The organism is Kitasatospora sp. Ki12 (assembly GCF_054601375.1).
The window spans coordinates 1,051,475-1,069,156 of sequence record NZ_BAAIHT010000003.1; the positions used below are offsets into that span (position 1 = coordinate 1,051,475).

At 74.0% G+C, this 17,682-nt stretch carries 19 protein-coding genes; 10 read left to right on the forward strand and 9 right to left on the reverse strand.

Features of this window, described 5'->3' with window-relative positions:
- The first annotated feature begins 56 nt into the window (after positions 1–56).
- The 4 genes from ACYP53_RS35250 to ACYP53_RS35265 all read left to right on the forward strand — a co-directional run bounded on the left by ACYP53_RS35250 (position 57) and on the right by ACYP53_RS35265 (position 4,437).
- Positions 57–950, forward strand: a complete 894-nt coding sequence (locus tag ACYP53_RS35250; protein ID WP_459650449.1) for a fumarylacetoacetate hydrolase family protein — start codon at positions 57–59, stop codon at positions 948–950.
- A 15-nt stretch (positions 951–965) separates the two neighbouring features.
- Entirely contained in the window at positions 966–1,724 is a 759-nt protein-coding gene (locus ACYP53_RS35255) for a maleate cis-trans isomerase family protein (protein ID WP_308437578.1), read from the forward strand.
- A gap of 149 nt (positions 1,725–1,873) precedes the next feature.
- Complete coding sequence (locus ACYP53_RS35260; RefSeq protein WP_459650450.1) at positions 1,874–2,806, forward strand: PaaX family transcriptional regulator; 933 nt, start codon at positions 1,874–1,876, stop codon at positions 2,804–2,806.
- Positions 2,803–4,437, forward strand: coding sequence for an amidohydrolase (locus ACYP53_RS35265; RefSeq protein WP_459650451.1), 1,635 nt, complete (start codon positions 2,803–2,805; stop codon positions 4,435–4,437). The genes ACYP53_RS35260 and ACYP53_RS35265 overlap by 4 nt, the downstream gene beginning before the upstream one ends.
- A gap of 45 nt (positions 4,438–4,482) precedes the next feature.
- Here the strand turns inward: ACYP53_RS35265 and ACYP53_RS35270 are convergent, their stop codons facing one another.
- The 4 genes from ACYP53_RS35270 to ACYP53_RS35285 all read right to left on the reverse strand — a co-directional run bounded on the left by ACYP53_RS35270 (position 4,483) and on the right by ACYP53_RS35285 (position 7,303).
- The gene (locus ACYP53_RS35270; RefSeq protein WP_189917484.1) at positions 4,483–5,001 is read right to left on the reverse strand and encodes a universal stress protein; all 519 of its coding nucleotides are present in this window, start codon (positions 4,999–5,001) and stop codon (positions 4,483–4,485) included.
- Positions 5,002–5,106: 105 nt separating this feature from the next.
- Positions 5,107–5,724 carry a hypothetical protein gene (locus ACYP53_RS35275; protein ID WP_459650452.1) on the reverse strand — a complete coding sequence of 206 codons (618 nt, stop codon included), beginning with the start codon at positions 5,722–5,724 and terminating at the stop codon, positions 5,107–5,109.
- A 51-nt stretch (positions 5,725–5,775) separates the two neighbouring features.
- Positions 5,776–6,873, reverse strand: a complete 1,098-nt coding sequence (locus ACYP53_RS35280) for a LuxR C-terminal-related transcriptional regulator (protein ID WP_459650453.1) — start codon at positions 6,871–6,873, stop codon at positions 5,776–5,778.
- Between the two features lie 10 nt (positions 6,874–6,883).
- Positions 6,884–7,303 carry an ester cyclase gene (locus ACYP53_RS35285; protein ID WP_459650454.1) on the reverse strand — a complete coding sequence of 140 codons (420 nt, stop codon included), beginning with the start codon at positions 7,301–7,303 and terminating at the stop codon, positions 6,884–6,886.
- A 210-nt stretch (positions 7,304–7,513) separates the two neighbouring features.
- Between ACYP53_RS35285 and ACYP53_RS35290 the strand changes: the two genes are divergently transcribed.
- A complete protein-coding gene (locus tag ACYP53_RS35290) occupies positions 7,514–8,155 on the forward strand; it encodes an alpha-ketoglutarate-dependent dioxygenase AlkB (RefSeq protein WP_189917469.1) in 642 nt (213 codons plus the stop codon).
- 126 nt (positions 8,156–8,281) lie between these two features.
- Positions 8,282–9,040, forward strand: a complete 759-nt coding sequence (locus ACYP53_RS35295) for a VOC family protein (protein WP_459650455.1) — start codon at positions 8,282–8,284, stop codon at positions 9,038–9,040.
- Positions 9,041–9,112: 72 nt separating this feature from the next.
- Here ACYP53_RS35295 and ACYP53_RS35300 read toward each other — a convergent pair whose 3' ends face one another.
- The 3 genes from ACYP53_RS35300 to ACYP53_RS35310 form a co-directional block, all read right to left on the reverse strand.
- Positions 9,113–9,985 (reverse strand): carbohydrate ABC transporter permease, encoded by an 873-nt coding sequence (locus tag ACYP53_RS35300; RefSeq protein WP_459650954.1) that lies wholly within the window; start codon positions 9,983–9,985, stop codon positions 9,113–9,115.
- 2 nt (positions 9,986–9,987) lie between these two features.
- The gene (locus ACYP53_RS35305; protein ID WP_459650456.1) at positions 9,988–10,911 is read right to left on the reverse strand and encodes a carbohydrate ABC transporter permease; all 924 of its coding nucleotides are present in this window, start codon (positions 10,909–10,911) and stop codon (positions 9,988–9,990) included.
- Positions 10,912–11,037: 126 nt separating this feature from the next.
- Positions 11,038–12,378 (reverse strand): extracellular solute-binding protein, encoded by a 1,341-nt coding sequence (locus ACYP53_RS35310; protein WP_459650457.1) that lies wholly within the window; start codon positions 12,376–12,378, stop codon positions 11,038–11,040.
- A gap of 387 nt (positions 12,379–12,765) precedes the next feature.
- On the opposite strand from ACYP53_RS35310, the gene ACYP53_RS35315 reads away from it, so the two are divergent.
- A complete protein-coding gene (locus ACYP53_RS35315; protein ID WP_189917461.1) occupies positions 12,766–13,572 on the forward strand; it encodes an IclR family transcriptional regulator in 807 nt (268 codons plus the stop codon).
- Between the two features lie 49 nt (positions 13,573–13,621).
- Here the strand turns inward: ACYP53_RS35315 and ACYP53_RS35320 are convergent, their stop codons facing one another.
- Positions 13,622–14,161: an Lrp/AsnC family transcriptional regulator gene (locus tag ACYP53_RS35320; RefSeq protein ID WP_189917458.1), complete on the reverse strand. Its 540-nt coding sequence runs from the start codon at positions 14,159–14,161 to the stop codon at positions 13,622–13,624.
- Between the two features lie 45 nt (positions 14,162–14,206).
- Between ACYP53_RS35320 and ACYP53_RS35325 the strand changes: the two genes are divergently transcribed.
- The 3 genes from ACYP53_RS35325 to ACYP53_RS35335 all read left to right on the forward strand — a co-directional run bounded on the left by ACYP53_RS35325 (position 14,207) and on the right by ACYP53_RS35335 (position 16,957).
- The gene (locus ACYP53_RS35325) at positions 14,207–15,133 is read left to right on the forward strand and encodes an NAD-dependent epimerase/dehydratase family protein (RefSeq protein WP_189917456.1); all 927 of its coding nucleotides are present in this window, start codon (positions 14,207–14,209) and stop codon (positions 15,131–15,133) included.
- Entirely contained in the window at positions 15,130–16,056 is a 927-nt protein-coding gene (locus ACYP53_RS35330) for an aldo/keto reductase (RefSeq protein WP_459650458.1), read from the forward strand. Before ACYP53_RS35325 ends, ACYP53_RS35330 begins: the two co-directional genes overlap by 4 nt.
- Positions 16,057–16,234: 178 nt before the next feature.
- The gene (locus ACYP53_RS35335) at positions 16,235–16,957 is read left to right on the forward strand and encodes an alpha/beta hydrolase (RefSeq protein ID WP_459650459.1); all 723 of its coding nucleotides are present in this window, start codon (positions 16,235–16,237) and stop codon (positions 16,955–16,957) included.
- Between the two features lie 42 nt (positions 16,958–16,999).
- Here the strand turns inward: ACYP53_RS35335 and ACYP53_RS35340 are convergent, their stop codons facing one another.
- Positions 17,000–17,524, reverse strand: a complete 525-nt coding sequence (locus ACYP53_RS35340; protein WP_459650460.1) for a universal stress protein — start codon at positions 17,522–17,524, stop codon at positions 17,000–17,002.
- Positions 17,525–17,682 lie beyond the last annotated feature (158 nt).

The window sequence follows — 17,682 nt, forward strand, 5'->3', positions numbered from 1 at the left end:
CCCTCGACCGCCTACCCGCCTGCCCGCCGAACCGCCCGACCAGGAGACCCACCGCCATGCACCTCTTGACCTACTGCGCCGACGGCGACGACACCCCGCGCCTCGGCGCGCTGCTCGACGGGGACCGGGTCGCCGAGCTCACCGCCCTGGCCGACGCCGCCGGGGCGCAACTGCCGGACAGCCTGCTCGGGTTGATCCGCGCCGGGGCGCCCGCCCTGGCCACCGCGCGCGAACTGACCGCCGGGACGCCGGCCACCCGGCCGCTCGCCGAGGTGACGCTGCGCGCGCCGCTGCGCCCCGGCAAGATCGTCGGCGTCGGTCTCAACTACGTGGAGCACGTGGCCGAGTCGCACCGCACCCTGGACACCGAGCGCGAACTGCCGGACCGCCCGGTGCTGTTCGGCAAGCCGTCCACCGCCGTCACCGGCCCGGGCCAGCCCATCCGGCACAACGCGAACCTCACCAAGCAGCTCGACTGGGAGTGCGAACTCGCCGTGGTGATCGGCGAACCCGCCTTCCAGGTCGACGAACGGGACGCCCTGCGGCACGTGTTCGGCTACAGCATCGTCAACGACATCAGCGCCCGCGACCAGCGCCGCTCCGGGCAGTGGTTCTTCTCCAAGGGGCAGGACAGCTACGCGCCCTTCGGCCCGGTCGTGGTGACCGCCGACGAGATCCCCGACCCGCAGCGGCTCGACCTCTCGCTGCGGGTCAACGGCGAACCGCGGCAGGACTCCAACACCCGCCACATGCTGTTCGGCGTCGCCCGGCTGATCGCCGACATCTCCTCCGGCGTCACCCTGGAACCGGGCGACGTGATCGCCACCGGCTCCCCCTCGGGCGTCGGCGCCGGCATGGTCCCGCCCCAGTTCCTGCAGCCCGGCGACCTGGTCGAGGCCACCATCGAACGGATCGGCACGCTCGCCAACCCCGTGATCGACGCCCGCTGAAGGGAGCACCCGCTGATGCCGCCGTACCGGATCGGCCAGATCGTCCCGAGCTCCAACGTCACCATGGAGACCGAGGTGCCCGCCCTGCTGCGGGCCCGTGAGGCGGTCGCCCCCGAGCGGTTCACCTTCCACTCCAGCCGGATGCGGATGACCAGGGTCACCCCCGAGCAACTGCGGGCCATGGACGGCGAGTCCGACCGCTGCGCCGCCGAACTCTCGGACGCCCGGGTGGACGTGATCGGCTACGCCTGCCTGGTCGCCGTGATGGCCACCGGCCCCGGCTACCACCGCGAGGCCGAACGGCGGCTGCACCGGCGCACCGTGGAGAACGGCGCGCCGGCGCCCGTGGTCACCAGCGCCGGGGCCCTGGTCGCCGGGCTGCGGACGCTCGGCGCCAAGAAGGTCGCGATGGTCACCCCGTACCTGCGGCCCCTGGCCCGGACGGTCGTCGACTACCTCGCCGAGGAGGGCATCGAGGTGCTCGACCACGCCGCCCTGGAGATCGCCGACAACCTCGACGTGGCCGCCCACGACCCGGCCCGGCTGCCCGCGATCGCCCGCGGCCTCGCCCACGCCGACGCGGACGCGGTGGTGCTCTCCGCGTGCGTGCAGATGCCCTCGCTGTCCGCCGTCGAGGAGGCCGAGCAGCAGCTGGGCAAACCGGTGGTCTCGGCCGCGATCTGCACCACCCACCAGCTGCTGCGCGCGCTCGGCCTGCCCGCCGTCGCGCCCGGGGCCGGGCACCTGCTCTCCGGCGCCTACGCGGAGGCCTGAACCTCCGGGACCGAGGCTATGATCACCAGCGGTCACCGGGGCACCGGTTCACGCGCCGGTTCAGTCGCCCGGTCACGCGCCGGTTCACGGGGGCACCCCGCCACCGGACCGCCGGGGCACCACCATTCGCCGGGGAGGAGCGCCCACGCATGTCGGAGAGCACGCCCCGGCCGAGTTCGCTGATCCACACCGTCTACGGGGAGTTCGTCCGCCGCCTCGGCGGCTGGATATCGATCGCCGACCTGATCGCGCTGATGGCCGAACTGGACGTCGACGGCCCGGCGGTCCGCTCGGCGACGTCCCGGCTGAAGAAGGCCGGCACCCTCCTCCAGGAGCGCCGGGCGGGGACCGGCTACCGGCTCGCCCCGGCGATGGAGCCGGTGTTCGAGGAGGGCGACCGGCGGATCTTCCACAGCCTGGAGCCCGCCGGGCTCGCCGACGGCTGGGTGGTGGCGGTCTTCTCGGTCCCCGAGTCCGAGCGCGCCCACCGCCACCAGCTGCGGTCCCGGCTGAGCTGGCTCGGCTTCGGCAACGCCGCGCCCGGCGTCTGGCTGGCCCCCGCCCGGCTGCTGCCGGACGCCCGCCGGCTGCTGGAGCGCCTCGGGCTGAGCGCCTACGTGCACCTCTTCCTCTCCGCCGAGTACGCGGGCTTCGCCGACCTCCGTACGGCGGTGGCGGGTTGGTGGGACCTCCCGGCGATCGAGGCGCAGTACGCGGCCTTCACCGACGCCTGGCGCCCGGTGGCCGACCAGCTCAGGGAGCCCGGCGAGCCCAGGGCGACCGACGAGCCCGGCGAGCCCAGGGCGACCGGTGAGCGCCGGGAACCCGGTGAGCGACGACCGCCCCGGCCCGACCCCGCCGAGGCGTTCCGCGCCTACGTCCCGATGCTCACCCAGTGGCGCCGCCTGCCCTACCTGGACCCGGGGCTGCCCGCGCAGCTGCTGCCCGCCGACTGGAACGCCGTCCCGGCCCGCGCGGTCTTCACCGAGTTGCACGGACTGCTCGCCGAGCCCAGTCTGCGGTACGTCGAGAAGGTCACCGGTCTGTCCCGCCCCCAGGAGCACCCCCAGGAGCCGTCATGACCCCCCAGCCCCCCGCCGGCCAGCCCCCCGCCGACCTGCTGATCCGCGCCGCCGCCGTGCACACGCTGGTGCCCGGCGAGCCGCCGCGGCGCGCGATCGCCGTCACCGACGGCCGGGTCACCGCGCTCTCCCCCGCGCCCGACGGCCTGGACGCCCTGATCGGCCCGGACACCGAGGTCGTGGACGCCCCCGGCTCGACCGTGCTGCCCGCCTTCGACGACACCCACACCCACCTGGTCCTGGCCGCCCACAGCGTGCACGGGGTGCCCGTCCACCGGGCCCGCGACCTCGCCGGGTTCCTCGCGCTGATCCGCGAGCGCGCCGCCCGGACCCCGGCCGGGGAGTGGATCCGGACCACGATCAACTGGCAGGAGGTGCTGCTGGCGGAGCAGCGGATGCCCACCACCGAGGAGCTGGACGCCGCCACCACCGACCACCCCGTACTGGTGCGCCGCGGCGCGTACAACATGGTGCTCAACTCGGCCGCGCTGCGGCTGGCCGGGATCACCGACGCCAGCGAGGCCCCGCCCGGGGGCGTGATCGAGCGCGACGAGCGGGGGCGGCTCACCGGGCGGCTGATCAACCGGGCGGTCGAGCCGGTCGAACGGGTGCTGCCGAGCCCCACCCTCGCCGAGCGGATCGACGGGCTGCGCGCGGCCTCAGCCGACTACGCCGCCACCGGGATCGGCACCGTCCGCGACTGCCTGGTCCCGGTCGAGGACCTCGACGTGCTGGACGCGGCCCGGGCCGAGGGCGCGCTCGCCGTCCGGGTCCGGGCGCTGGTGTCCGGCTTCGCGGCCCGCACGCCCGAGCAGGTGGACGCCCTGCTGGACCGGATGGACGCCTGGCGCGCGGACGGCCGCGACGACGACCGACTGCGGCTGTGGGGCGTCAAGTTCGGCATCGACGGCGGCTTCGAGGCGGGCGCGCTGGAGGAGCCGTACCAGGGGCAGCCGTGCTACCACGGCCGACTGCTCTGGGAGCCGGACGAGCTGCTCGAAGCGGTGGACCGGGTGGTCCGGCGCGGCTGGCGGGTCGGCGTGCACGCGTGGGGCGACCGCGGTCTGCGCGTCCTGCTGGACGTCTTCGAGCGGGTGCTCAAGCGCCACCCCGGCCTGGCGCCCGGCACGCTGGTGGTGGAGCACGGCGGCCTGGCCCGCCCGGACCAGCGGGCCCGGGCGGTCGCGCTCGGCATCCCGGTGACCGTCCAGCACCCGCTGCTGCACGACGGTGCGCTCGCCCAGCAGCGGGCCTGGGGCGAGGAGCGCACGGCCGCGCTGTTCCCGCTGCGCGAGTGGCTGGACGAGGGCGCGCTGCTGACCGGCGGCTCCGACTTCCCGGTCGGCCCGTACGGCGCGATGGTCTCGGTGTGGGGCATGACGACCCGGGGCACCACGGCCGGGGTGGTCGGCCCCGAGCACCGGATCGACCGGGCCGAGGCGATCGCGCTGCACACCGTCAACGCGGCCCGGCTGACCGGCGAGGACACCGTCCGCGGCAGCCTCCGGCCGGGGGCGTTCGCCGACCTCACGGTCTGGCCGCTCGACCCGCTGGACTGCCCGGCGGACGCGCTGCGCGACCTCCTCCCCACCCGTACGGTGGTCGACGGCCGGACGGTGCACCACTCCTGACGGCCAGTCGGGCAGCAGGGGCGGGCCGCGACGTCGGGCGGCGGGTCAGGCGGCGACCAGTTCCCGCAGGTCGATGCCGCGGTGCAGCGCGCGCAGGTCCTCGTGCAGCGTGGAGGGCGGGACGACGAGCACCCCGGCACGGGCGTGGTCGAGGCAGTGGCGGGTGACCGAGCGGCGCGTCAGCCGGCGCAGCCGGGCGCGCAGGCCGCCCTGCTCGCCGGTGCTGATCACCAGCAGGTCGCCCGGGCGGTCGGCCAGCTCGGTCAGCACCGGCCCGGCCTCGCCGCGCACGACCAGCGGCCGCACCGGCACGCCGATCGGGAGCCCGCCGAAGGCCTGCTCCAGGGCGCGCTCCATCCGCGCGTCGGCGAGGTCCTGCCAGGCACGGAGCAGCGGCGGGCACGGCCGGGCCCGGTAGTTGCGCTCGCCGCCGACCGGCGTCCAGGCCAGCACCGGGACCAGGACGGCCTGCCGGATCCGGGCCTCCTCGGCCGCCCGGTGCAGGGCGGTCAGGCTGTGCAGTGAACCGGTTACTCCGACGATGACGCGAGCGCCGTCCGACATGATCCTTCGCTTTCCGATGTCAGGCTTTCAAGGTGACTGCGATTATGCTGCCATGCTTCCTTTATTGCCTGCAAATCGAAGGCATTAACTGAATATCTCCTTGCATCACTCAACCCCTCCCGCGCCGTGGCCAGGCGTACCGTCCACCGGCCGGACCTCCTGGAGCAGCCCCCAGGTGAAGTCCGCCGTCCACCGGCCCACCCGCCCGGCGCCGTCCGGCGCCCCGAAGTCCAGCTGGAACCGGGTCGGCGCACTCCCCTCGCGCGGCACCGCGGCCGGGAACGCCGCACCCACATCCCCCACCACACAGCTCCACGGCCGCAGATCGGCGAGCGTGCGCAGCGCGGGCGGCGGCACCCCGGCCGCCCGCACCAGCCACTCGTTCAGCACCGGCGAGCCGATCTCCGCCGGGCCCAGCAGGACCTCGAACCTCAGCTCGGGCCAGAGCGGCAGCTCCCACTGGCGCGCGGTGCACGCGAGGTCCCCGATCCGCCGCGGCACACTCGCCCCGGCCGGCCCGAGCACGGCGGTGAACCGGGCCGCCCCGCGCGGGAACCGGGGCGCCCTGACCATCGCCTGCCACCGCTTGTTCGCCTCCCGCATCGAGCCCCTGGTCGCCCCGAGCCGCCGCACCGCCTCCTCCACCAGCCCGGGCTGGTAGTCGGCCATCCGGCGCAGCAGCACCAGCTGGAACTCGGTCATCCCGAAGCCGTTGATCGCCATACCGGCAGGCTAGGGCCTGCCTTCAAGCCCCCGCCCGCGATGCCCACCCGGTCAGGCCGGGCCGCCCCCTGCCAAGGCGAGCGCGACCAGCTCCCGGCGACTGCGGACGCCGAGCCGGTCGAAGACGGCGGTGAGGTGCTCCTGCACGGTGTTCGTCGAGATGCACAGCTCATCCGTGATCTCGCGGGTCGAACGGCCGCGCAGGACGAGGGTGGCGACCCGGGTCTGCGCCGGGCTCAGCCCGTACGCGCTGAGCAGGAGGGAGTACCGCTGGTGCGGCGGCGCGGGCTCGACGACCACCGCGGTCTGCGGCCGGGGCGGGCCGGTGAGCCGGGTGGCGTGGACGCTCCACCACTCGCCGAAGCGGTCACGCACCCGCACCGACGGCGGCGGCACCCGGTCGGGCGGCTCGTGGTCGAGCCGCGCCAGCCTCGCGGCCACCGCGCTGACGGCGAAGGGGAGTTGGGCGCCGGGCGGGAAGTCCGCCGGGTCGAGTCGGGCGAGCCACTCGCGGGCCTCCCCGCTGGCGGAGAGCAGCGCCGGTCCGACGCCGAGCAGCAGTACTCCGGGGACCTCCGGCCGGGGCGGCGCCGGCCCCGCGCCGGCCGGACCGAGGGCGGCCGGACCGAGGGCGACCGAGCGCCGGATCCCCTCGGCCAGGTGCGGCGCGACGGCCCGCAGCACCGTGAGGTCCCCGTCGTCGAAACCGGTGTCCGCCCGTTCCCGGTGCAGGCACAGCACGCCCCAGCAGCACCCGCCGTACCGCAGGGCCACCCGGAGCTCGTCACCGAGACCGAGCGGCGCCATGATCTCCCGGTAGCGGGGGCTGGCCGTGAGGTCGCCCCGGGTCGCCCGGCCGAGCGTGGCCACCGGGTCGGCGGCCCCCGCCAGCTCGGAGAACTTGTTGGCGTCGGCCCGGCCGAACTCGTTCTCGAGGAAGCGGGCGGTCTCGGCTGCCAGCGGGTCCTCCGCGACGGCGGAGGTGAACAGCAGGGAGGCGGGGTCCACGGTGGCGAAGAACACCGCCTCGGCCGAGACCAGTCGCCGCAGGCGCGGCACCACGTCCGCCCGGAAGCGGACCGGGTCCGACCCGGCGTAGCAGCGTTCGACGAGCCCGGCCGTCCGGCGTTCCACCAGTGATGCCGCCATGGGACCGACGTTACTCCTGCGCCAGGCCCAGCTGCCTCAGCAGTCCGAGCTCGTCGAGGCGGCCCCACCGCTCGACGATCCGCCCGTCGCGGACCCGGAAGATGTTGATCCCGGGCAGACTGAGCGGTCGGCCGCTGGGAGCCACACCGAACAGCTCACCCCGGTGCGTGCCGCTCGCGGTGAAGTGCTCGACCACCAGGTCACCCTCCCCGATGACCAGGTCCTGGTCGCTGTGCCAGTCGGGGCACGCGGCCCGGAACAGCGCTCCGGCCCGGCGCATCCCCTCACGGTCGGCGCCGCCGCCCAACGGCGGGTCGTGGTTGACGAAGTCCTCGGCGAGGTATTCGTCGACGGCCCCCAGGTCACCCTTGCTGAAGAGCGCGTCGATGAACGCGGTGACCGTGCTCTTGTTCCGTTCGATGGTGTCCATACCCGCAGTCTTCGACCCGCCGGGCCCGGCCGGTACCCCAGAAGTCTGGGGTCTTCGGGAGCCCCGGCGGTTGCCCCGGCCGCACCCCGGCCGCACCCCGGCCGCACCCCGGCCGCACCCCGGCCGCACCCCGGCCGTACCCCGGCCGTACGCTGCCGATCGCGACGAGATTTTCGAGCAGGTGTTCGAATGAGGGCGTACGCTGGCCCCATGCACGGCACCCTCCACCTCCAGCCCTCGCTGTTCGACGACGCGGAGCAGGACGGCGTCCGCCTCGGCCCGCTCGTCGGCCTGCGCCGGCAGGAGCTCGGTGACGGCGCCTGGCTGGACGTCCTGCCCGGGTGGCTGCACGGCGCCGACGAGCTGTTCGAACAGCTGGCCACGACCGTGCCCTGGCGGGCCGAGCGCCGCGAGATGTACGAGCGGACGGTCGACGTCCCCCGCCTGCTGGCCTCCTACCCGGCGGACACCGAACCGCCGCACCCGGTGCTCGGGCAGGCCCGCACGGCACTGAGCCGGCACTACGCGGACGAGCTGGGCGAACCGTTCCGCACCCTCGGGCTCTGCTACTACCGGGACGGCCGGGACAGCGTCGCCTGGCACGGCGACCGGATCGGGCGCGGCGCCCGCGAGGACACCATGGTGGCGATCCTCTCCGTCGGCGAGCCCCGCACCCTCGCGCTGCGGCCGCGGTTCGGCGGCGGGACGGTCGTCCGGCGGCCGCTCGGGCACGGCGACCTGGTGGTGATGGGCGGCTCCTGCCAGCGCACCTGGGAGCACGCGATCCCCAAGACCGCCCGCCCGGTGGGGCCGCGGATCAGCATCCAGTTCCGGCCGCACGGCGTGGCCTGAGCCCCGGACCGGCTCGGCCGCCGCGCCACTCGCTGCCCCGCCCCCGGTTGCCGCGCCCCCGCCCGGCGCGGAGGCTGGCGGGTGGGGGCCGGTGGCTGTGGCCAGTGGCAGCAGGAGGGCGGCGGCATGCCGAAGCCGGGCAGGTACCACGAGGGCGTGCCCTGCTGGGTCGTGCTCACGACCCCGGACGGCCCCGGGGCGCAGCGCTTCTACGGCGCCCTGTTCGACTGGGAGTTCGTCCCGACCGGCCCCGCCGAGGCGGTCGCCACCCGGTACGGCGCCCAGGTCGCGGCCGTCGGACCACCCCCGGACCCCGCGCTGCCCGTCGGCTGGACCACCCACCTCGCCTGCGCCGACCTCCGCCGCACCGCCACGCTGATCCGCGCCGCGGACGGCCGGATCACCCGCGAACCGTACGAGGTCCCCGACCAGGGGCGGGCCGCGCTCGCCGTGGACCCGCTCGGCGCGCCCTTCGGCCTCTGGCAGGCGGGCGCCATCGACGGGGCCGGCCTGGTGGACGAGCCCGGTGCGCTCACCTGGAACGAGCACCTCTCCCCCGAGCCCGACGCCGCCCGCGCCTTCTACCGCCGCGTCTTCGGCTACACCTACGACCGGCCACGGGCCGGCCACTCCCTCGCCCGGGCCGGCGGCCTCCCGGCCTGCAGCCTCGGCCCGTCCGGTGCCGGTGACGAAGCGCGCTGGCTGGCCCACTTCGGCACCGCCGACACCGACCGCGCCGCCGACCTGCTGCGCGCCCTCGGCGGCACCGTCCTCACCGGGCCCGGGCCGACGCCGTTCGGCCGCGCCGCACTGGTCCGGGACGACGTCGGGGCGGTGTTCGTCCTGGTCGCCGTCCCGTCCCGGGAGTCCGCGCGGGCGGCCTGAGCCGACCGGGTACCGGTCCTCCGGTCAGTCCGTCACCGCCTCGGTCTTCCACCGCGCCGGGCCTTCACCGCGTCAGTCCTTCACCGCGCCCGCCAGTCCGGACACCAGCTTGCGCTGCACCGCGACGAAGAAGATCAGCACCGGCACCGTCATCAGCGTGGACGCCGCCATGATGCCGCCCCAGTCGTTCTCGTCCGGCTTGAAGAAGACCAGCAGCGCCGAGGGCAGCGTCTGGTTGTCGGTGGCGCTGATGATGAAGGTCTTGGCGAAGACGAAGTCGTTCCACGCCGCGATGAAGGAGAACACGCTGGTCGCGGCGAGGCCGGGGGCCACCAGCGGCAGCAGGATCCGCCACAGGATGCGGGTCCGGCTCGCGCCGTCGATCTGCGCGGCCTCCTCGATCGACACCGGGACGGCGGCCACGAAGCCGCGCATCATCCAGATCCCGAACGGCAGCGAGAACGCCAACTGCACCAGGACCAGCGAGGCCAGGGTGTTCAGCCCGACGCCCGGGACGAACCGCCCGGCGTCGCGGAACATGAAGAACAGCGGGATGGTCAGCGCCTCGACCGGGATCATCTGGGCGATCAGGAACATCACCATGATCGTGGTGCGGAACCGGAACCTGAACCTGGTCACCGCCACCGCGGCCAGGAACACCACGACCGCCGAGAGCACCACCACCGACAGCGCGACCACCAGGCTGTTCAGGAAGTACCGGCCGAAGCCGTCCACGCTCAGCACCTGGCGGAAGCTCTCCAGCGTGGGGTGGGCCGTCCAGGGCTTCGGATCCAGCGACTGCACCTCGCCCTTGGGCTTGAAGGCCGAGAGCACCATCCAGAAGACCGGGAAGGCGGTCACCAGCGCCACCACGACCGCGCCGGTGTCGGCCGCGAGCCGCCACCGGCCGCGGCTGTTGCGGCTGTTGCGGCTGTTGCGGAGGATGTTCACAGCTCGTTCCCCGTCCGTCGCAGGCCGCGGATGTACAGGACCGTCGGGACCACCAGGATCAGCAGCATGATCACGCCGATCGCCGCGCCCAGCCCGTACTGCGAGGAGGCGAAGGCCTTCTGGTACGCGTACACGTTGAGCACCAGGTTCTGGCCGGCGATGCCGCCGCCCTCGGTCATCACGTAGATCTGGGTGAAGACCTTGAAGTCCCAGATCACCGACTGGATCACCACGATGGTCAGGATCGGCCGCAGCATCGGCGCGGTGATCCGGCGGAAGGTGGTCCAGGTGCCGGCGCCGTCCAGCGCGGCCGCCTCCATGACCTCCTCCGGGATGGCGCGGATGCCCGCGTACAGGGTGACCATCACGAACGGGAAGGAGTGCCACACCACCACGGCGCCGACGATCAGGAACGCCGTCCACTTGTCGTAGAACCAGTTGAACTCGTGGAAGCCGGAGAGCCCGATCCGCTCCAGGGTGTGGTTGACCAGGCCGAGGTTGGTGTCGAACAGGAAGCTCCACACCGTCGAACCGGTCATCGCCGGCGCCGCCCAGGCCGCGACGGCCGCGGTGGTCAGCAGCAGCCGCGGCCATCGGCCGACCTTGGTGAGCAGCACCGCGAGGGTGGCGCCGACGGCCAGGGTGGCGACCACGCAGAACGCGGCGAAGCCGACGGTCTGCAGCAGCACCGTCCAGAACTGGTCGTCCGCCAGGATCGTGGCGTAGTTGCCGAACCCGACGAAGGAGGTCGGCACGCCGCCGGACGCCTGGGCCTGCCCGAAGTCCAGGACGGACAGCAGGCCGAGCTGGTAGATCGGGTAGGCGACCAGCGGGATCAGGACGAGTGCGGCCGGCAGGAGCAGCAGCAACGGGGGCCGACGGCGCCGGCCGCCCGGGGGTGCCGTGGTGGATGCGGACACGTGCGGGACCTGCTCTCTGTGACGAACCGGGACTGGGAGCGTCAGGCGCGGGGCCGTCAGGTGGGTGGCCGTCAGGCGCGGGACCGTCAGGCGCGTGAGCGTCGGACAGACGCCGATGCGGGCCCGTCAGTGCCCGGCGAAGGCCGCGTCGATCTGCGCCGCGGCGTCGCCGGAGGCCTTGGCCACGTCCGCCTTGCCGGTGACGACCTGCTGCAGCATCGTCGGGATCACCGCTTGGGCGTCGATCTGCGCCCAGGCCTGGTGGAGCGGGACGAACCTGGTGCCGGCCGCGATGGTGTCGGTGAACGGCTTCAGGAACGGGTCCTTCGCCGCGACCTTGCCGCTGACGGACCTGAGCGTCGGCAGGTTGCCCATCGCGTCGTACATCTGCTCCTGGTACGCCGGGCTCGCCAGCAGCTCGGCGAACTCGACGGCCAGCGTGCGGTGCCTGGCCGCCTTCATGACGCCCAGGTTGTTGCCGCCGGCGAAGGCCGGGGCGACCGAGCCGGGCTTCTCGCCGGGCAGCGGCACCACGCCGTACCTGCCCTTGGCCCCGCCCGCCTCCACCTTGCCGCGGTTGGAGTTGAGCAGGATCGCCATCGCCGACTTCCCGGCGGCGAACAGGTCGACGGTCTTCCCGCCGGTCAGGTCCGCGCACTGCTGGGCGGGACAGCCGTCGGCGCCGAAGAGGTCGGTGTAGCGCTTGATCCCGGCCTGCGAGGCGGGCGAGTCGAGGGCCGCCTTGAACGCGGCACCGTCCTTGGCGGCACCGTCCTTCGTCGCACCGTCCTTGGCGGCGATGTCGCCGCCCGCGTCCCAGACGAAGGGCAGCGCGCCGAAGGTGTACTTGCCGCCGACCGCGATGCCGAAGGTGTCCGGGTGCGCGGCGTGGATCTTCCGGGTGGCGGTGACCAGTTCGGCGTACGAGGTCGGCGGGGTGAGCCCGGCCTCGGCGAACAGGTCGGTGCGGTAGTAGAGCGCGCGTACGCCGACCCACCAGGGCAGGCCGTAGGTCCTGCCGTCCACCACGGCGGTCCTGGCGATCGCCGGGTCGAGGTCGCCCTTGTCCTTCCAGGCGTCCAGGTCGGCGCCGATCTCGGCGAGGCCGCCGGCGGCGACGTAGCCGGGCAGGTCGGTGTTGCCGAACTCGACCAGGTCCGGGGCGCTGTTGGGGTCGTTGAAGGCGCCCTTCATCTTGGCCGCGCGGGCCGAGGCGTCGGTGTCGATGTAGCTGACGTTGACGGTGACGCCCTGGTGGGAGGAGTGGAACTCGCTGACGGCCTTGGCGATCACGGCCTCCTTGGCCGCGTTGCCCGCCTCGTTGTACAGCCAGACCTGCAGCGTGCCGGTCCGGTCGTCACCGGCCCTGCCGCCCGCCGACGAGGCGGTGCCCGGGGCGCAGGCGGTGGCGGCCAGGCAGCCGGCGGCGAGCACCGCGGCCACCGCGGTCCGTCCGATGGGTCGCATGGTGGAGACCTCCCCTCCCGACAGCTGCCGCCGGGACGCGCGCCGCCGGGGGCGGGCGCGTCGAAGCAGGCCCTGACCGGGGCCGATGGTGGGTGAAGTGGTGGGGTGGGGGCAGGCCGCAGCGCTCGGGTGGGGCGACGTCGCCTGCTCGATGGCAGGGACGTTAGGCGGGGGCGATCGGCGCCAACAAGAGGGGGTTGACGAAAGTTTTGCAATGCACAACGTTGTATCGAAGACGCGGTGCCACGGCCTCGAACGGGTACGTTCTGACAACCGCCGCCGACGCGCGGGGGAACACCCGCGGAACACCACCGGGGAACACGGCACCGGCACGCACCACCGGGAAACACCACCGGGGAACACACCACCAGGGAACGGACCCGACCCATGACGGAGACGGCACCCAAGAAGCCCGCGACCGAACGCAACCAGTCCTCCTCGCTGCGCCGCGCGCTCGCCGTCCTCGGCTACGTCCGCGACCACGCCGACGGGCGCGGCGTCCCGCTCGCCCAACTCGCCGAGGCCCTCGACCTCAACAAGAGCACCGTGCTGCGGCTCGCCGGACCACTGCTCGACGAGCACCTGCTCGACCGCGACCGCGAGACCGGGTGGTTCCGGCTCGGCCACGGCTCGCTGCGCCTCGGCCAGGCCTACCTGACCACCCTCGACCTGCGCAGCGTCGCCGCCGAACACCTGCGCCGGCTCCAGCGCGAGGCCGGCGAGACCGTCCACCTGACCGTCTGGCAGGCCCCCGGCATCGTCTACCTGGACAAGGTCGAGGACGAGACCAACGTCCGGATGGCCTCCCGGGTCGGCAGCCGCGCCCCCGCCTACTGCACCGCCACCGGAAAGGCCATCCTCGCCTGGCTCCCCGACGAGGCCGTCACCGAGGTCGTCGCGGCCGGCCTGCGCCCGGTGACCGCCTGGACCATCGCGGACGAGACCCGGCTGCGCGCCGACCTCGCCCGGATCCGCGCCCGCGGCTACTCCATCGACGACCGGGAGAACGAGCCCGAGGTGCGCTGCGTCGCCGCGCCGATCTTCGACCACACCGGCGAGGTGACGGCGGCGCTCTCCGTCTCCGGACTCACCTCGCGGATGACGGCCGCCCGGGTGCGCGCCCTCGGTCCGGTCGTGGCCCAGGCCGGGCTGCGGATCTCGCGCGAACTGGGCTCGGACCGGCAGCCGTCCTGAGCCCCCGGGCCCGTCTTCGGACCCCCGCCAGTCCGGCCGGGGCGCCCCGTCAGTCCGAGGGCAGCAGCACCCGCTGGTCCACCGGCGAGGAGAGGATCACCGAGGTCGTCGTCCGTCCCAGCAGCGAGATCACCTCGATCAGCTCCTCCAGGTGCGCGGTGTCCCGCGCCGCGACCTTGAACACCCAGCAGTCCTCACCGATCACGTGGTGCACCTCCAGCACCTCCGGCCGGTGCAGCAGGTCCTGGCTGCGCAGGTACTTCACCGTCATCCGGGCGTGCGGCGAGACCCGGACGAAGGCCCGGATGCCGTACCCCAGCCGCTCCGGCGCGACCTGCGCCGCGTACCCGGTGATCGTGCCGCCCGCCTCCAGCCGGCGCACCCGCTCCCCGACCGCGGCCGGGCTGAGGTTCACCCGCCGGCCCAGCTCGCTGAGCGTGATCCGGCCCTCCGACTGGAGCAGCTCCAGCAGCCGCAGGTCGACCGCGTCCAGACCCCCGCCGGCACCGCCCCGGGCACCCACCGACGAATCGTCGGCCGAACCGCCCGACTGCCGTTGGTCTTTCGGTCGCAGCGCCTGAACTCCCATGATCACCCCTTCATCGAACCGCGCCGCACCATAACACTTGTGGGTATGGAAAACGTGCTCGTCATCGGGGGAAACCGGTACTTCGGACGGCAGTTGGTCAGCCGACTGCGCGACTCCGGAGTCCGGGTCAGCGTGCTCAACCGGGGCTCGACGCCGCCACCCCCCGGCGTCACCGCACTCGTCGCCGACCGGGCGGACGAGAAGGCGCTGACCGCCGCACTCGCCGGCCGGGACTTCGACACGGTGATCGACCAGGTCTGCTACACCCCGCGCCAGGCCGAACTCGCCGTCCGCGCCTTCACCGGGCGGACCGGCCGCTACCTGATGACCTCCACCATCGAGGTCTACGACACCGGTGGGACCGGTGGCACCGGTGAACCGCACCCCGTCGGCCGGCCCCTGGCCGAGTCCGCCGTCGACCCGGCCGGATGGCCGGTCAGGATGGAACTCCCCTGGACCGACCGGGAGTTCCTCGACACCTCGTACGGCGAGGGCAAGCGCCAGGCCGAGGCCGTGCTCACCCGCAGCGGGGCGTTCCCGTTCGTCTCCGTCCGGCTCGGACACGTCCTGGGCGCCGGCGACTTCACCGGCCGGCTCGCCCACTACACCGAGCGGATCGAGACCGGCGCGCCCGTCCTGGTACACCCCGGGAACCTGCCCTCCTCCTACACCCACGAGGCCGAAGCCGCGGCCTTCCTGGCCTGGGCCGCCGCCGAGGAGTTCACCGGCCCGGTCAACCTCTCCTCGCACGGCGAACTGACCGCCACCGACCTCTGCGACCTCATCGCGGCCGGCCGCCCCTACCGCACGGCCGCACCCGGCCCCGGCGAAGAGGCCTCGCCGTTCTCCTTCGACCGCTACTACGGCATGGACAACTCCCGCGCCCAGCGGCTCGGCCACCCCCTCTCGCACACCCGCGACTGGCTCCCCGGCCTGCTCGCCGCCACCCGTGGACAGGAGCTCCCCGCATGACCACCGACCCGGCCATCCGCCCGACCATCCGCCCGACCACCAACCCCGCCACCCGCCTCCTCGGCACCGTCCGGACCAGCGCCATCGGCCTCGGCGCCATGCCGCTCTCCGTCGAGGGCCGCCCGGACGAGGCCCGCGCCGTCGCCACCGTCCACGCCGCCCTCGACGCGGGCATCACCCTGATCGACACCGCCGACTCCTACCACTGGCACGCCGACGAGTACGGCCACAACGAGGACCTGATCGCCCGGGCCCTCACCGCCTACGGCCCGGACGCCGACCGCGTCCTGATCGCCACCAAGGGCGGCCGCGGCCGCCCCGGCGACGGCACCTGGACCGTCAACGGCGACCCGGCCCACCTCGAGCGCGCCTGCGAGGGCTCACTGCGCCGCCTCGGCGTCGAGGCGATCGGCCTCTACCAGCTGCACCACCCGGACCGGCACATCCCGTACGCCGACTCGCTCGGCGCGATCCGGGACCTCCACCAGGCGGGAAAGATCCGCGCGGCCGGCATCTCCAACGTCGACGTCGCCCAGGTCCGGCTCGCCCGCGAGATCCTCGGCGACGCCCTGGTCTCGGTCCAGAACGAGTACTCCCCCGCCGTCCGCACACACCAGCCGGTGCTCGACCTGTGCACCGAACTGGGCCTGGCCTTCCTCCCCTGGAGCCCCCTCGGCGGCATCGGCCACTCCGCCGGACTCGGCGGAGCCGGCGACGCGTTCGCCGCCGTCGCCACCGAACGCGGAGTCAGCCCGCAACGCGTCGCCCTCGCCTGGCTGCTGGCCACCTCCCCGGTGACCATCCCGATCCCGGGCTCCAGTCGTCCGGAAACCATCCGCGATTCCGCCGCCGCCGGCGAATTGACACTCACCGAGGACGAACTGTCCCGCCTGACGAACGCGAACAGGGCCCGGCACCTGTGAAAGGCACCGGACCCTGTCCGACAGTAGAGCGCCAGGCCCGGATCGCACGGACTCTTCCTACTGAAAGTAGGACGTGCTCTGGTAGCACCGCTGACGCCTGACGAGGAATCATCTCCCTCGCGACAAGAAGTACAGTACCAGTTCAGTGATCAGTCACCGAATCGGAGGCGAACCCCGTATGACCCGCCCTGAACCCGAGGTCGTTCCGTATACCGACGGTCGTTTTCTGGACGTCCACCGGCCGGTCGGCGCTGCCGGTGGGCCGGCTCCGGTCGTCCTGTTGTGGCACGGCAGCGGGGCGGACGAGCGGGATGTGCTGCGGCCGTTGGCCCAGGAGGCCGCCGGGCTGGGACTGCTGGTGCTCGTCCCGGACTTCGACCCGCAGGGGGCGGACGGCGGCGCCGCCGAGCTGTTCGCCTCCCTCGCCACGGCACGCCGCATCGCCTCCGGGTTCGGCGGGGACCCGGCCCGTTTCGTACTGGCCGGCTGGTCCTGGGGCGGCCGGGAGGCCGTCGCGGTGGCCACCCACCCGAGCACGCCCGCCGAACTCCGGCCCACCGCCGCCGTCGGCATCGCCTCGCGCTACGCCGACCCGGCCGTCACCACCGGCGACGCCCCGCTCGACCACCTGGCGGCGAGTCCCTCCCCCGTCCCGCTCTGGCTGGTGCACGGCACGGCCGACTCCATCGTGGACGTCGAGCACACTCAGCTGTTGAGCGCTGCTCTTACAAAGCAGATGTCGGCGGTGCGGAGTCTCGAACTCCCCACCGACCACGCGGGCGTGGTGATGACCCGCTACAGCCCCGAGGCCCGACGCTGCGTGCCCGCGACCGACGCCGGCACCGTGGCGGCCGGGCGCCGCACGGCCGCCGTCCTCGCCGAGGCGGCAGGACTGGCCTAGCGACGCCGCAGGTCCGGGCGGGGCCGGTCCGGGCGCGGCCGGTCAGTTCCGTACGGCCGGCGCCCGCAGGCCGTGTCCGCGTTCGAGGGCGTCGAGGTCGCGTTGCAGCGGCGGGCGCGGGACGGCCAGCACGGGGCAGCTCGCGTGCCGGACGCAGTAGGCGGTGATCGAGGGGTGGACCAGCCGGGCGAGGCGGCCGCGTTCGCGGCCGGCGCCGAGGACGAGCAGGTCGCCGGGGCGGTCGGCGCAGCGCACCAGGGAGTGGCCGGTGTCGCCACGGACGGCCTGGCAGCTCAGCCGCACGCCCGCGTACCGGCCGGCGAAGGCCTCGTCGAGGGCCTGGCGCAGCCGGGCCACGGCGGCGTCGCGGCCGGCGGTGACCACCGGCGGGCAGGGTGTGCGGCGGTAGCCGAGTTCGTCGCCGGGCGGGGTCCAGCAGAGTACGGCGAGCACCTCGGTGTCGGTCCTGCGGGCCTCGGCGACGGCGTGGTGGAGGGCGGCGAGGCTGCCCAGCGAGCCGCTGATGCCGACCACGATCCGGCTCCCGTCCGCACCGCTGCCCGCCATGCTCCGCCCCTCCCGCTGCTGTCGCCGCTGTCGCGGCCCGCCGAACCTCAGACCGCCGAACCGCGGACCGTCGGGCCCAGCAAAGCGCCCCACGGCCGGGCGGCCACCGCTCGTTGACGGGGCTCTGACGCGGGGCCGGGTGTTCCGTACGCGTCCCT

What these genes read in the sequence shown, in the direction of transcription:
- ACYP53_RS35250 (WP_459650449.1), top strand. Translation starts at nt 57, where the DNA reads ATGCACCTCTTGACCTACTGCGCCGACGGCGACGACACCCCGCGCCTC.
- ACYP53_RS35255 (WP_308437578.1), top strand. Translation starts at nt 966, where the DNA reads ATGCCGCCGTACCGGATCGGCCAGATCGTCCCGAGCTCCAACGTCACC.
- ACYP53_RS35260 (WP_459650450.1), top strand. Translation starts at nt 1,874, where the DNA reads ATGTCGGAGAGCACGCCCCGGCCGAGTTCGCTGATCCACACCGTCTAC.
- ACYP53_RS35265 (WP_459650451.1), top strand. Translation starts at nt 2,803, where the DNA reads ATGACCCCCCAGCCCCCCGCCGGCCAGCCCCCCGCCGACCTGCTGATC.
- ACYP53_RS35270 (WP_189917484.1), bottom strand. Translation starts at nt 5,001, where the DNA reads ATGTCGGACGGCGCTCGCGTCATCGTCGGAGTAACCGGTTCACTGCAC.
- ACYP53_RS35275 (WP_459650452.1), bottom strand. Translation starts at nt 5,724, where the DNA reads ATGGCGATCAACGGCTTCGGGATGACCGAGTTCCAGCTGGTGCTGCTG.
- ACYP53_RS35280 (WP_459650453.1), bottom strand. Translation starts at nt 6,873, where the DNA reads ATGGCGGCATCACTGGTGGAACGCCGGACGGCCGGGCTCGTCGAACGC.
- ACYP53_RS35285 (WP_459650454.1), bottom strand. Translation starts at nt 7,303, where the DNA reads ATGGACACCATCGAACGGAACAAGAGCACGGTCACCGCGTTCATCGAC.
- ACYP53_RS35290 (WP_189917469.1), top strand. Translation starts at nt 7,514, where the DNA reads ATGCACGGCACCCTCCACCTCCAGCCCTCGCTGTTCGACGACGCGGAG.
- ACYP53_RS35295 (WP_459650455.1), top strand. Translation starts at nt 8,282, where the DNA reads ATGCCGAAGCCGGGCAGGTACCACGAGGGCGTGCCCTGCTGGGTCGTG.
- ACYP53_RS35310 (WP_459650457.1), bottom strand. Translation starts at nt 12,378, where the DNA reads ATGCGACCCATCGGACGGACCGCGGTGGCCGCGGTGCTCGCCGCCGGC.
- ACYP53_RS35315 (WP_189917461.1), top strand. Translation starts at nt 12,766, where the DNA reads ATGACGGAGACGGCACCCAAGAAGCCCGCGACCGAACGCAACCAGTCC.
- ACYP53_RS35320 (WP_189917458.1), bottom strand. Translation starts at nt 14,161, where the DNA reads ATGGGAGTTCAGGCGCTGCGACCGAAAGACCAACGGCAGTCGGGCGGT.
- ACYP53_RS35325 (WP_189917456.1), top strand. Translation starts at nt 14,207, where the DNA reads ATGGAAAACGTGCTCGTCATCGGGGGAAACCGGTACTTCGGACGGCAG.
- ACYP53_RS35330 (WP_459650458.1), top strand. Translation starts at nt 15,130, where the DNA reads ATGACCACCGACCCGGCCATCCGCCCGACCATCCGCCCGACCACCAAC.
- ACYP53_RS35335 (WP_459650459.1), top strand. Translation starts at nt 16,235, where the DNA reads ATGACCCGCCCTGAACCCGAGGTCGTTCCGTATACCGACGGTCGTTTT.
- ACYP53_RS35340 (WP_459650460.1), bottom strand. Translation starts at nt 17,524, where the DNA reads ATGGCGGGCAGCGGTGCGGACGGGAGCCGGATCGTGGTCGGCATCAGC.